We start from the raw sequence: 14,426 nt of genomic DNA, 5'->3' as shown, positions 1-14,426 counted from the left end.
ACTTCATGAGGCATTGAGTGCCTGAACATTAATACAGTCGATTTTGTTAACAAACACACTTTTATTTCAAATTTACAATAGATATGAGCGCTTAGGAATATATGGACGGGTCACAGAGAGTATCGGATATGTCGCAGCAGCCGGAGGGGTTTGCTGTGAGTGATGAAATGTCTTCAGCGTATTCAGTATCCAGTCTGAATCAAGATGAAATCAATGTTGATGAGCTGGAAAATAAGTTTACCCAAGCTCGTTCGGCCATGTTGTCGCTACAGAAGCCCGATGGACATTGGTGTTTCCCGTTGGAGGCGGATTGTACAATTCCAGCAGAATATATTCTGATGATGCACTTCATGGATGAAATCGATGTCATTCTAGAAAATAAAATTGCCCGTTTCATTAGGGAAAAGCAGGATCTAACCCATGGTGGATGGCCATTATATTATGGCGGTGCATTTGATATCAGCTGTACCATTAAATCTTACTATGCTTTGAAGCTGGTGGGCGATTCTCCCGATGCAGCGCACATGGTACGTGCCCGTGAAGCTATTCTGGAACGGGGCGGTGCGGCTAAAGCCAATGTTTTTACTCGCTTGCTGTTAGCCATGTATGAGCAGATTCCATGGAGCGGAGTGCCGGTTGTACCTACGGAATTGATATTGCTACCCAGTTGGTTTCCGTTTCATATCAGCAAGGTTTCTTACTGGTCACGTACTGTAATGATCCCCTTGTCTATTTTGTGTACGATCAAAGCACGTGCAATCAATCCGCGTAATGTGGATATCCGTGAATTATTTGTTGTGCCGCCAGAACAGGAAAAGAATTATTTTCCGCAAGCGGATACCTGGTTGAAGCGTGCTTTTATGCTGGTCGAACGAGTTTTGTCACGTGTCGAACCCAAGCTCCCTCAGGCTATACGTCAATATTCGGTACGTAAAGCGGAAAACTGGACACTTGAACGTTTGAATGGCGAGTGTGGGATCGGGGCTATTTTTCCTGCAATGGTTAACGCGCATGAATCGCTGGCATTGTTGGGTTACGCGTATGATCATCCGAGCCGCGTGCAATGCCGTAATGCGCTACGAGGTTTATTAGTTGACGAAGGGGAGCGTGCTTGGTGTCAGCCCTGCACCTCACCCGTTTGGGATACGGTATTGACATGCTTGGCATTGCAGGAAGATCTAGCAGCGGATCAGGGGCCTGTGCTAAAAGCATTGGATTGGCTGGTTGATCAACAGGTTTTGGATGAGCCGGGTGATTGGCGCGACAAACGGCCGGATTTACCGGGAGGCGGTTGGGCATTTCAATATGCGAATCCGCATTATCCTGATCTTGATGACACCGCTGCCGTGGCCTGGGCACTGGATCAAAGCGATGCGCAGCGCTATCAGAAACCCCTGGATCGCGCAGCGAATTGGCTGGCGGGAATGCAATCATGTAATGGTGGCTTTGCGGCTTTCGATATTGATAATACCTATCATTATTTGAATGAAATTCCTTTTGCCGATCACGGAGCATTGATCGATCCTCCGACGAGCGATGTGACGGCGCGTTGTGTCGGCTTGTTGGGAAAATATGGGAAGCATCAACGTGAAGTTTGGCGCGGCATCAGTTTTCTGCTGCGGGAGCAGGAGAAAAATGGATCGTGGTTCGGGCGCTGGGGTACGAATTATATTTATGGCACCTGGTCAGTGCTGGAAGCTTTTCAGCTGACGAACTTTGATATGCAGCATACATCGGTGCGCCGCGCCGTTAAGTGGTTAGAATCCGTCCAAAGGGTCGACGGCGGCTGGGGTGAAACGAATGATTCCTATTTGGATACACAGCTGGCCGGACAGTTTCCTCAGACCAGTACCACATTTCAAACCGCCTGGGCGGTGCTGGGCCTGATGGCGGCTGGAGAAGTCAATAGTAAATCGGTACGCAGAGGTATCAATTACTTATTGCATAATCAAGCGGATGATCATTTGTGGGAAGATCCTTGGTTTACTGCACCTGGTTTTCCCCGGGTTTTTTATCTTCGTTATCACGGGTATTCAAAATTCTTTCCGATTTGGGCACTGGTGCGCTATCGTGCTCTAACAAAGGAGAGGGTTGCTTGAACGTAATAGGTGTTGTTTCAGCGTTAAAGTCTGAGGCAACTTGTATAGTGAATTTGCGCATTCCTGTTTATCAGGTGGTGAATGCGGGAGAGAGAATCCGTTTGTGCCTCAGCGGCATGGGAAGCAATGCAGCACGGGGAGCAGCGCTGAAATTGCGCGAGTTTGGTGTTAATGCATTGGTGAGTTTTGGTGTTGCTGCCGCATTGGATGATAAACTGATTCCCGGCGATCTGGTGTTGCCTGAATCCATTGCAGCGGGTGGAGAAAGCCTGCCGGTAAGTCTGGAGTGGCGTAATCGCCTGGAGCGCTTGCTGTCAGCGCACTTGACTGTTACCGGTGGGATTCTCGTATCCAGTGAAACACCTTTGACATCCAGACAGGAGAAGCTTGCGTTGGGTGAGGCAATTGGCGCTTGTGCGGCTGATATGGAAAGCGCGGCTGTGGCAAAAGTAGCGGCTGACGCAGGCATACCGTTTGTCGCCATCCGCGTGATTGTCGATCCGGTCGATTTTTCTCCACCGGAGGCATTGCTGAGCGCGGTGTATCCGGATGGCGGTGTTGATTTTATGCGTCTCATCATATTGTTGATTGGCCGCTCGGTTTCAATCAAGACACTGTTTCATCTGGCATTAGGAATGCACGCAGCCCGCGCTACATTGACAAAAGTCGTGCAAACCGCCGGAGCGGCATTTGCCAGCGAATCCATTTTTGAAATTTACCATGCAGATGACGGCGGTGAATCAGCCGGTAATATGTGATTGAAGCTGCAGTGTGGCCAACTGTGAATACAACGGGCTCGATTGTAGCAATTGCGCATGCGTTCCCAATGCATCCAGACGCCCGTGATCAAGCACGGCAATCCGATCGGCGGATTGCACCGTGGCCAGACGATGAGCAATGACCAGTGTGGTGCGGTTGCGCATCAGATGTTGCAATGCTTGCTGCACCCAAAACTCGCTTTGTGCATCCAGCGCGCTGGTGGCTTCATCCAGTAGCAAAATGGGTGTATCGGCTAATACCGCGCGTGCAATCGCCAATCGTTGTTTCTGACCGCCGGATAAGCCTAATCCGGAATCTCCCAACTGTGTCTGATAGCCTTGTGGCAGCATGCAAATGAAATCATGTGCAAAAGCTGATTTGGCAGCTGCTTCGACTTCGGCATCAGTAGCGTTGGGGCGGGCATAGCGAAGATTTTCGCTGATTGTGCCGTAAAATAGCGCCGGATTTTGTGATACCAAGGCAAAACACTGTCGTAATGCAAGAAGATCCACATTCCGAATATCAATTCCTTCCAGTTTGATACCGCCGGACTGGCTATCAAAAAAGCGCAGAAGCAAGTCAAATAATGTGGATTTTCCTGCACCGGAAGGACCCACCAGCGCCAATGTTTCACCTGCGCGGATTGTGAGTGATAGCTGATTGATAACCAACACTTCGGGGCGCGAAGGGTAGGCAAAGCACAATTGATCAAGAGTGATATTTCCGGATACTTTTGGTAATGGGTGAGGTTTTTCAGGAGATTGAATCAGGTTCGGTGCTTGCAATAATTCTACTGTCCGCTCTGCGGCACCGGCGGCACGTTGCAATTCACCAATCACTTCGGAAATGGAGGCAACGGCTGAGCCGACGATGACGCTATAGAAAACAAAAGCAGCCAACTCTCCGGCGCTGATGCGACCTTCGATGACATCTATACCGCCTACCCATAGCATTAATCCAACAGCGCCGAGGACCAGAATTATGACGATAGTGATCAGTAACGCGCGCTGGGTAGTGCGTTGCTTGGCAACTGCAAATGCTGCCTCGACTTGATCGTGAAATGTGGATTGGTCAATGGATTGGTGATTGTAAGCTTGTACGGTTTTGATTTGCCCGAGCACTTCGCCGACATAAGCGCCCACTGCAGCAATTTTGTCCTGGCTTTGGCGTGATAAATGCCGTACCCGGCGACCATAAATCAGAATCGGAGCTACGACCAATGGCACGCAGATCATCACCAGGGCGGTGAGTTTTGCATTGGAAATGAATAGCCAGATAATACCGCCTATCATCATAATCAAATTGCGCAGCGCGAATGAAACCGAAGACCCGATAACCGTTTGTAGTAACGTCATATCAGCGGTGAGGCGCGATTGGATTTCGAGACTGCGATTTTGCTCGAAAAAGCCGGGATGCAGATGAATCAAGTGATTGAATACTTTTTGCCGGATATCGGCAATCACCCGTTCCCCAAGCCAGGTGACCCAATAGTAGCGGGTAAATGTGCCCGCAGCCAAAGCAATTACCAATAATAGAAATATCGCTACATATTGGCTCAAAAGGTCTTTGGATTGCGTTGCGAATCCTTGGTCTATCAATAAGCGGATGCCTTGGCCGATCGATAACGTAATTGTCGCTGTGAATAATAAAGCCAACAGACTGTAGATGACCTGGCGCTTATAGGGTGTAATAAAGCTTGCTGCCATTTTGACAGCTTGCCAGCGTGTTTGAGTGCTTTTCTGAGAGTTTTGCATAGATTATTAATTATTTTTCAAAGGGAATCATTGCATGTGCAATCGATATTGCACCAAGAAACGATGTGATATTGTGTGTTAATTGTTGGGATCTATGGACACTTGCTGGAGCAACTCGGAGTTACGTGCCACATAATACTTTATCGGGTTTACTAAAGCGTGTCTTGTGGCAATAGATTGTAATTAATGATTGTAACAAATGAGAAATGGAATTACTAATTGGGTTCGCCAATGGTAATAAAGCAAAACGTTATAGTGAGAAATGATCGTGAAGTGTCAGAAGAATTGAGCGGATGAGAGTAAGATAATGGATTTGTTGAGTGTTTTAACAAATCCATTATCTTTATTAACTAAAGTACAAAATCGGTGGCAGCGAGCACATGGAGCCCATTTAATTGGATTTCCATATCGACAACTAGATTGCCATCACCTTCAAACTCAGCTTGGACAATAGTCCTGTTATTGACCACATCTTGAAAATATCGAACCTCACCACCGCCGCTAAAATTGCCCGTACCCCGGAAAATGAATGCATTATCAGCACCACCATTCAAGGCATCGATGGATGACAGGTCGATTTCATCAACGCCGGCAGCAAATCCATTGATGACATCCCGGTTTGCACCGACAGCGCTTTCACTGAGTGCATTGAAGTCAAAAGTGTCGTTACCACCACCGCCGGACATTACATCCCTGCCAGCACCCCCGATCAAGGTATCTTGCCCTGATCCGCCAAAAAGGATGTCATTGCCTGCTTCGCCTAGAATCGTATCGTTACCGTTTGCGCCATTCAGGGTATCCGCGCCGCCACCGCCTTTGATCGTGTTGTTGGAAGCATTTCCGGTGACATTGTCATTGCCGTTTCCCATGAAGGCATTTTCAAAATTGGTATAACTTTCTCCAGCAAAGTTTGTCAGGCCGGTTGTCATGTTGAATACGTAGTTGCCATTGAAGGCTTTATGGTTGATGGTGTCGACGCCTGTTCCACCATTCATGGTTTCTGGGCCAAGGCCTGAACTCATCGAATCATTGCCCGCATCGCAGTTATAGGTTCCGCCATCGCCATCGGAGGTAATCGTGTCATTACCGCCGCCGCCATTTAATGTATCGATACCTCCGCCACCTACCAAGGTGTCATTACCCAAGCCACCAAAGATGGTATTGTTTGCATTATTGCCAGTTACGGTATCATTGCCTCCTCCCATTCTGGCGATTTCAAAATTGGTATAGCTTTCCCCGCCAAAGTTTGTCAATCCGGTCGCCATATTGAATTCGTAGTTTCCATTAAAAACTGTGTGATCAATGGTGTCAATGCCTGTTCCGCCATTCATGGTTTCTGGGCCAAGGCCTGAGAACATCAGATCATTGCCTGCATCGCCATTATAGGTACCGCCATCGCCATCGGAGAGAATGTTGTCGTTGCCACCACCACCGTTTAATTGATCGACGCCTGCATTTCCCCGTAATATGTCGCTGCCAAAACCGCCAAATATGACATCATTGCCGCTACCTCCATTGATGGTGTCATTATTGGCGCCACCGTCGATGGTATCGTTGCCGTCATCGCCATTCAGCGTATCGTTGCCACCGTTGCCGCTGATATTATCAGCACCCCCGCCGCCAAAAACAGTATCGGGACCGCCGGCGCTACTGATAGTGTCGTTGCCGCCGAAACTTCTTACTGTATCGGCCGATTGTGTGGGGAAATTAGATACCCCCGGCGAGATGAATGCTACCGAAATGATGTCATTATTAGCTGTTCCATTGACTATAGCCATTTTGAATCTCCTTAAATATTAGAGTTAAAAATAAATCTCCTTCTTAGCTGAAAGATAAATTGCCATTAAATGGATGATCATGATGCAATAGCTGAAGACCATCAGCTGACAGTATTACTAAATACTGACTATATTGACTGTGAGAAAAGTCACAACGCTAGAGCAATTTCCAGCTTAGTTATTATGGAACAGTTTGCAGTTAAGATACAATTCTGAGTAATTGAATAGTAATATAACATACTATTTTAATTGGTAAATAAAAATTAATTGCCTTTCTGGTTTTGTCAACGAAAGTATTTTTTGCCTTGAGGCAGTTTTATACCGATGTTGTTGAAGCTTTCATACTATTGAGAGGTTGGAATGCCGGATTTCTCGCTGGATCGGGTGGCACGAATATGCGCATCGACGAATGCATTGACGCTGAGGCGTCCGGGGCGGGTGCGCCCGTCCGGGTAATGACGCTTGAAATAAACCATTTTCTGGGCGCGCCCGATCTCGCGTAAGCGTTCGAGCAGCAGGTGCGTGACCTCGTTCGATTCCGATGCCCATGCATTGATCAGCAAGATCTCACCGGCTTTACTATCTTCGAAGGAAAGCTCCCCTTGTTCCGCAAGCCATATCTCACCCTTTTCCCGAGTGGTTAGCGCCCAGCCAAGGAATCCGGCAATGTGTCCGTCATCCGATGCGATCAGATAGTGACCCCGGTTAATTTGTCCAACCAATATACGGGACCAGTGCCCGAACGGCAGACGCGCAAAAGCCGGTTTAGTCATCAAATAACTGACCGCGAATCCAAGCGCTTGCGCAGGATTGATTCCCGTCAGAAGACGAATCTTGGAAGCGTCAATTTGAGTCGCAGATGATTTATCCGGCATATTCCGATTGGAAGGCGCGATCAATTATGCTGTAGACATCAATCGCTGCGTTGAGTCACTTCCAGCAGATGATAACCAAACTGTGTCTTAACCGGACCCTGCACTTCACCGACCGGCGCGCTGAAAACGACGGTATCGAATTCCTGCACCATCTGTCCACGGCCGAATTCACCCAGCTCACCCCCTTGTTTCCCGGATGGACATAACGAGTGTTCCTGGGCCAGTTTGCCAAAATCGGCGCCACTTTCAATTTCTGCTTTCAGATTGTTACATTGCTCTTCAGTTTTAACCAAAATATGACGTGCGCTGGCTCGTGCCATGATTTTTCTCCTATTATTGAGCGAACTCTTCTGAAAATCCCAATGCATTTACAATGCTAAATAAGTCGTAAAAAAAACCTGAATAAGGCATATATAGAATTATGCGGCATCGCTATTTCTTTGCTTTTTTGCTCGTATCGGCCTTGTTCAGTATTTTGGGTTTCCAGAAGTGCCCGCGATTGATTAATTATCGTGGTACAGTTAAAGCATACCTGGGTCGGGCGATACATGCACTGCTTTTTTCAGTATCGCTGGCCATCTATTTTCAATGAATTGTCGGGGTATTATCGAATATGCTGGAGTTACGCAACCTTACCAAAGGTTACGCCGAAGATCGGAAAGTACTGGCCAACTTGAGCTACACCTTGAATGCGGGCGAGTACGTCGCGATTATGGGCGAATCGGGTGTGGGCAAATCGACGTTGTTGAATCTGATTGCGGGTTTGGATTCTCCGGATTCCGGTGAAATTCGCATTAACGGGGTTGCCATTTCATCCTTGCATGATGATGCCGCGACGCTATTGCGGCGCGAACAGTTTGGTTTTATCTTTCAGGCCTTCCACGTGCTGCCTCATTTGACGCTGGCACAGAATATCGCATTGCCACTGTTGTTGAATGATATAGCCACGGATTGCGTGAGTCAGATGCTGGAGCAAGTGGGTCTGCATGGGCGCGGGCATCATTTCCCGCGCCAGTTGTCCGGTGGCGAACTACAGCGTGTTGCCATTGCACGTGCATTAATTCATCGGCCACGATTGGTGCTGGCGGACGAACCTACGGGTAATCTTGATCCGGACACCGCGCATGAAATTCTTCAGCTAATGCGCAGGGAAATCAAAGCGAATGGTGCGACCGGCATTATCGTGACGCATTCTCATATAGCGGCTGCCACGGCCGACAAAGTGCTGAATTTGACCCGGGATGGATTGCATCCGGCGCAGTCAGGGCATAAGCCATGAAAGCGCCATCGATATTTCGCTGGATGCTGATTAGTGAATGGCGCGCGCATATTATGCAAATAGCCGTTGCCCTCATCGCTATAGCCATCGGGGTTGCTATGGCATTCTCAATTCATCTGATCAACAGCGCTGCTTTCAATGAATTTTCTGCCGCCAGCAAGAGCCTTTCCGGGCAATCGGATTTGCAGGTACGTGGCCGCAAATCATTTTTTGATGAGGCGCTTTATCCGCTACTGGCTAAACATCCAAGCATTGCATTAGCGAATCCTGTTTTGGAATTGGATGTGACGATACCTGGGAAACAGCAAGGCAGAAATGATCACAAGCTGAAAATTATCGGTATCGATCCGTTCAAGGCGGCACAAATTTCTCCCGATTTGCTGGGATTACCCAAAGAAGGAGAAACGCTGGATCGTATCGCCAGCGATACGATATTTTTATCCCCTGCTGCAATGGAATGGCTGCAGGTCGAGCAGGGCGATGCGCTGCAATTACAGGCTGGATTGCAAGCGATCACGTTGCGGGTGGCAGGCGGTTTAGTCCGCGCGCGTGCGGGTCAGCGCATAGCAGTAATGGATATTGGTGCAGCCCAGTGGCGTTTTGAACGGATCGGGCAATTGTCACGAATTGAACTGAAACTCAAAGATGGCATTAATCACGCGGCATTTAAAACCAGCCTGGCGGAGGAATTAGGTGAATCTTATTGGGTTATGGAAGCAGCGGATCAGGAAACGCGGATTGCCAATATGTCGCGCGCTTATCGCATTAATCTGAATATGCTGGCGCTGGTGGCGCTATTTACAGGTACATTCCTGGTGTTTTCCACACAGGCTTTATCGGTAATACGGCGGCGTCAGCAATTTGCGTTGTTACGCGTACTGGGTTTCACGCGGCAGCAATTGTTGCGGCAGATCATCACTGAAGGCGGATTGCTAGGAATAATGGGATCGCTATTGGGGTTGGGATTAGGGTATGCCGTTGCCGCGATGGCCATTCAGTTTTTGGGGGGAGATTTAGGAACGAATTTCTTCCCCGGCGTTAAACCGAGTATTTTTTTTGATCCTTGGGATGCGGTAATCTTTTTTACTATAGGTTTAAGTGTGACGTTGCTGGGAAGTATCGCCCCGGCATTGGAAGCCGTTCGAGCCCAGCCTGCATCGGCATTACGCTCCGGCACTGAAGATGCGGTTATGGCAAAATTGTCATCACCTTGGTTTGCGCTGATTTGTTTATTGCTTGCAGTGCTGTTCACGCAATTACCCCCTGTTTTCGAGCTGCCGGTATTCGGTTATCTTGCGATTGCATTATTGTTGATTGGCGGTATTACGCTAATGCCGCGATTGGCTGCCTGGACATTTTCGTCTTTATCAAACCGATCGTCTCATGAGCGGATAGGTGCTGTTTTTACATTAGCATTGGCACGTTTGGCGAATGCACCGAATCAGGCCGCCATTGCATTGGGCGGTATACTGGCCAGTTTTAGCTTGATGGTTGCCATGGGGATTATGGTGGCCAGTTTTCGTGTATCGATCGATGCGTGGCTTGAGCATGTATTGCCGGCCGATTTGTATGTGCGAACTGCTGCAATCGGTGATCAGGGTGGTTTTCAATCGGATGCGCAAAATGCGATCATCGCGTTGCCAGGATTTGATCGAGTGGATTTTTTCCGTACCCAGCAGTTGACGCTTGATATTAATCGTCCGGATGTCACCTTGTTTGCCAGGCCGGTGGATAAGGAGGATCCGCGCAATACGCTGCCGCTGACGAATGATGTGATTGCGCGCGGATTATTGCCTGAAGATGTAATGCCGATTTGGGTATCCGAAGCGATGGTCGATTTATATGGTTATCGGGTGGGCGAGAAAGTGGTTCTGCCGATTGGCGCAGTGCCCAGCGAATTTCTGATCGCCGGGGTATGGCGTGATTATGGCCGGCAGTTTGGTGCGGTACAGATGCAGCTGACGGATTATCAGCGATTAACGGGGGATTTGAGCGTCAATAACGTCGCGCTGTGGTTGCAAGCCGGAACGTCGTCAGATATCGCTGTTGCGGGCTTGCGTCAGCTGCCTTTTGGTGCGGCTCTTGGAATATCGAGATCGAGTGATATGCGGGCCTTGAGTTTGGAAATTTTTGATCGGAGCTTTGCGGTAACCTATTTGCTGGAAATAGTGGCAGTCGTTATTGGATTGCTGGGTGTGGCGGCTAGTTTTTCTGCGCAAATACTGGCACGCGCTAAGGAATTTGGCATGCTGAGGCATATCGGCGTAATGCGTCGGCAGATTCTTGTGATGTTGACCGCGGAAGGTGGTTTACTGACTGCACTAGGAGTTGTGTTAGGTTTTGTATTGGGTTGGGGCATCAGTTTGATTCTGGTTTTTATTGTCAATCCACAGTCCTTTCACTGGACGATGCAATTGCATTTGCCGTGGGGCTGGTTATTGGCGATTGCCGTAATTATGTTGATTTCGGCGGCATTGACAGCTCTGTTTTTCGGACGTAAAGCGGTTTCCGTTCAGGTTATTCGCGTGGTACGGGAGGATTGGTGATGAAACGGAATAAATTCGGCAGTAATTTTAACGTTTTTATCATGCTGTTTTTTAGCTTGCTCATTACCGGTGTATATGCTGAGTCGGGCCGATTAAAACCGGTTACTCCCGATTACAAGCTTTCTTTTCCTGCGGATTATGGCGCACACCCGGATTCTCGCATTGAATGGTGGTATATCACGGGTTGGCTGGAGACAGAAGATAAGAAACCATTAGGTTTTCAGGTTACTTTTTTCCGTTATGCCACTGATCGTAATCATGATAATCCGAGCCGCTTTGCTGCAAAGGACTTAATTATCGCGCACTTGGCATTGTCGGATCCTGCGGTTGGTAAAGTGATGCATGTTGAAAGAACTGCGCGTGAAGGTTTTGATCTTGCCTATGCCAAGCCAGGGAATACCAATGTTAAATTAGAAGATTGGACATTGGTGCGCGAGGAGGATGGCCGCTATCAGGTGGATATGCAAGCCAGCGATTTTGGTTTGCAATTGATATTAACACCCACGCAAAGCATGATGTTGCAAGATATGGACGGTTTTTCCCGTAAAGGCCCAAAGCCGGAACAGGCTAGTTATTATTATAGCGAACCGCATTTGAGCGTAACCGGAACAGTATTCAGGCAAAATAAACCAGTAAATGTTAAAGGACGCGCTTGGCTGGATCATGAATGGTCAACGGCCTTTTTGGATCCGGATGCCGAGGGGTGGGATTGGGTAGGAGCCAATCTGGATGACGGCTCTGCATTGATAGCATTTCAAATACGTGCGAAACAGAATGGGAAAGTATGGGCTTATGCAGCGCTGCGTGATGCGCAGGGAAATATGACCTTTTTCGATCCCGAGCAGGTGGAATTTACGCCGATACGTACTTGGCGATCACCGCATACCGAAGCGGTTTATCCGGTTGCCATGCATGTTCGCACCGGTGAGATTGAATGGCGGCTTACACCATTGCTGGACGATCAGGAACTGGATGCGCGCCAATCCACTGCAGCGGTATATTGGGAAGGTGCTGTGATGCTGACGAAGGATAATAAACCAGCGGGACGAGGCTATCTTGAGTTGACGGGCTACGTGAAACCTTTGGCATTATGAGGCTTAAAGCACATCCGATGACTGGTGAAGAATTTTCAATCATGCAATTTTCTGGAAAATAATAAAGCGGACTTAATTTCAACACTTTCATTGTTGTTAAATGTGAGTTAGAATTCGATGGCGCAGTAATCTAAGTGGTACAAGATGATTGCGAATAAATTACTCGGCTCCACACATAAAGATCGCTGTAGCAGTGAATCTGAGGGGCGGAGATAAGATTCACGATTACAAATTTTGTGATTGTGTGAGCAAGGGGGGTCGATAATTTGTCGGCTTTAAATCTAAATCAAAGAATGTACCTTAAATAAGGAGATAAACTATGAGCGAAATCAACAGAAGAGAAACAGATGCGCAAGTTCTGAGATTGTTCTTCATCTCAACAGCAGTATTTATTGTTATTGGAGCAATTGTATACGGCGTATTCTAGACTGAGAAGCTTGTCACTGCCCTTTATAGGCTTAAGTTTTTTTAGTTCTCTATCGAAAACTTAATTCTTTTCAGTATTTGAAAAATAGGGCGGTATCAGTCAATGCATGCGAAAAATAAAAATGCCCGTCTAGTAATTTAGTTTACTAGACGGGCATTATTTATATCAATACAGCATTATTGCTGTAGTCTTCCTTCTCTTTTTGAATCAATGGTGACCAGTCGAGTTTTAATGTAAAGATAGTGTTATCCTGCTATAGAATTTTTTGCTCAATAAAACCTACGTAGCTGCACCTCTATTCTATCGTCTTACCCAACAGAGAAGTTATGAATAAAATTGCAGAATAATTACATAGAATCATTGTGTTAATATAACAAATGCAAACGAACCCTTATAAACTCAGGGCAACGCATAGTTTTCAGTAAATATTTTTTGGTACACTGGGGGCAGGGCGTCTGATAAGCATTTGCAAATGCAATAACGTTTCTGAAATACTTCCATAATACTTATCAAGTAATCTCTTGATACGGGTTAGTTAATTTAATTGTTAACCACACAGAGAATTTGAAAATAATGTCATTTAGCTTTGATAGTTTTTATGAGGCCAACCGTCGTATACTGATCTGGCTTATTCTGATAGGTATATTATGGCTTTTGCAAGATTTCTTTGGACTGATTTTTATCACCTTTGTTCTTACTTTTATTGCGACACCATTGGTGCATATTGGTCGGAACAAATTGAAATTGCCGCATCGTGCTTCCCTAGTGCTGGTATATATTTTTTTTCTGGTCGTACTGGGTAGTTTTTTTCGTTATGTAACGCCTAGTGTCATCGGTGAGGCCAATCGTTTTATTAATAACTTCAGCGAAGTGCAGCTAAAGCTGATAGAGATGAAACGAGACGTTATCGGAAAATATCCGGGTATCGAACGCCCTGTGCATGGTTATGCCCGCAGTATTCTGGATGAGGATAGTTTGCGTGTAATCGACGCAAAACTTAATCGGTTTCGGCAAAAGCTCAATTTTTCCGATATTGAGCACTTGGATGACGTCAGAGAAAATGAAGTTACCGAAGATACCTATGAGAAGCTGAGAAAGTACTATGACAAGGAAACCGAGTTGCTGGTGGAACTTCTTATGACCAAACAGATGGGTAAGGTTCGCGAGGAATTACCCAAGCTCATCAATTATCTTTATAAAGCGATCGGCACGATGTCACTGGCACTGTTATTCAGTTTTTTGATTTTGTTTGACAGCGTGCGCCTGGGTGGTTTGATGAAAAGCCTGCATGAGTCGAGATTAAAGGATTTTTATCAGGAAACCGCACAACCGGTAATCCGCTTTGCTTATGTCGTGGGTCGTGCCATTCAAGCGCAAGCAATGATTGCCTGCGTGAATACTTTCCTGACTTTGATAGGCTTGGTAATACTTGGAATTCCGTCAGTTGCATTGTTATCACTCATTGTTTTTGTGTGCAGTTTTATTCCGGTGCTGGGGGTATTCATTTCTACTACACCAATGGTACTGGTTGCGTTGAATACGGGCGGTTTGACTTTGGCGTTAGGAATAGTTGGCATGATAACTATTATTCATATTATTGAAGCTTATGGCCTTAATCCGATGATCTATGGTAAACACCTCAAGCTTAATCCGGTGCTGGTGCTTATTATTTTACTGATTGCCTATCACAGTTTTGGTTTGTGGGGAATGATACTGGGCGTTCCGGTTGCATATTATTTTATACATGATGTATTTGGCGTGCCGCTATGGGACAGGCATCGGTTAGGGCCAAGAGTAGCTAATTAATCATTTTTT

10 protein-coding genes are annotated in these 14,426 nt (G+C 46.9%); 6 read left to right on the top strand and 4 right to left on the bottom strand.

Going from position 1 to position 14,426, the window contains the following annotated elements:
- Positions 1-101 precede the first annotated feature (101 nt).
- The gene (gene shc / locus CPG39_RS06260; RefSeq protein ID WP_096292547.1) at positions 102-2,099 is read left to right on the top strand and encodes a squalene--hopene cyclase; all 1,998 of its coding nucleotides are present in this window, start codon (positions 102-104) and stop codon (positions 2,097-2,099) included.
- Positions 2,096-2,857, top strand: coding sequence for a phosphorylase (locus CPG39_RS06255; protein WP_096292546.1), 762 nt, complete (start codon positions 2,096-2,098; stop codon positions 2,855-2,857). Before shc ends, CPG39_RS06255 begins: the two co-directional genes overlap by 4 nt.
- On the opposite strand, the gene CPG39_RS06250 is transcribed toward CPG39_RS06255, so the two are convergent.
- From CPG39_RS06250 to CPG39_RS06235, 4 genes are all read right to left on the bottom strand, one after another.
- Complete coding sequence (locus CPG39_RS06250; protein ID WP_231990419.1) at positions 2,840-4,564, bottom strand: ABC transporter transmembrane domain-containing protein; 1,725 nt, start codon at positions 4,562-4,564, stop codon at positions 2,840-2,842. The genes CPG39_RS06255 and CPG39_RS06250 overlap by 18 nt on opposite strands.
- Before the next feature lie 398 nt (positions 4,565-4,962).
- Positions 4,963-6,390 (bottom strand): calcium-binding protein, encoded by a 1,428-nt coding sequence (locus tag CPG39_RS06245; RefSeq protein ID WP_096292544.1) that lies wholly within the window; start codon positions 6,388-6,390, stop codon positions 4,963-4,965.
- Positions 6,391-6,734: 344 nt separating this feature from the next.
- Entirely contained in the window at positions 6,735-7,289 is a 555-nt protein-coding gene (locus CPG39_RS06240) for a toxin-activating lysine-acyltransferase (RefSeq protein WP_231990418.1), read from the bottom strand.
- A 14-nt stretch (positions 7,290-7,303) separates the two neighbouring features.
- Entirely contained in the window at positions 7,304-7,585 is a 282-nt protein-coding gene (locus CPG39_RS06235) for a peptidylprolyl isomerase (protein ID WP_096292542.1), read from the bottom strand.
- Positions 7,586-7,878: 293 nt separating this feature from the next.
- Here CPG39_RS06235 and CPG39_RS06230 point away from each other — a divergent pair, with 293 nt between their 5' ends.
- The 4 genes from CPG39_RS06230 (at position 7,879) to CPG39_RS06215 (ending at position 14,417) form a co-directional block, all read left to right on the top strand.
- On the top strand, positions 7,879-8,544 hold the full coding sequence (locus CPG39_RS06230) for an ABC transporter ATP-binding protein (protein ID WP_096292541.1): 666 nt from the start codon (positions 7,879-7,881) through the stop codon (positions 8,542-8,544).
- Positions 8,541-11,090 carry an FtsX-like permease family protein gene (locus CPG39_RS06225; RefSeq protein ID WP_096292540.1) on the top strand — a complete coding sequence of 850 codons (2,550 nt, stop codon included), beginning with the start codon at positions 8,541-8,543 and terminating at the stop codon, positions 11,088-11,090. Before CPG39_RS06230 ends, CPG39_RS06225 begins: the two co-directional genes overlap by 4 nt.
- On the top strand, positions 11,090-12,184 hold the full coding sequence (locus tag CPG39_RS06220) for a lipocalin-like domain-containing protein (protein WP_096292539.1): 1,095 nt from the start codon (positions 11,090-11,092) through the stop codon (positions 12,182-12,184). Before CPG39_RS06225 ends, CPG39_RS06220 begins: the two co-directional genes overlap by 1 nt.
- A 1,000-nt stretch (positions 12,185-13,184) precedes the next feature.
- Complete coding sequence (locus CPG39_RS06215) at positions 13,185-14,417, top strand: AI-2E family transporter (RefSeq protein ID WP_013646900.1); 1,233 nt, start codon at positions 13,185-13,187, stop codon at positions 14,415-14,417.
- Positions 14,418-14,426: the final 9 nt, after the last annotated feature.

The sequence above is a fragment of the Nitrosomonas ureae genome (assembly GCF_900206265.1).
Taxonomy (GTDB): domain Bacteria; phylum Pseudomonadota; class Gammaproteobacteria; order Burkholderiales; family Nitrosomonadaceae; genus Nitrosomonas; species Nitrosomonas ureae_C.
This window is presented reverse-complemented; position numbering and strand designations above follow the sequence as displayed.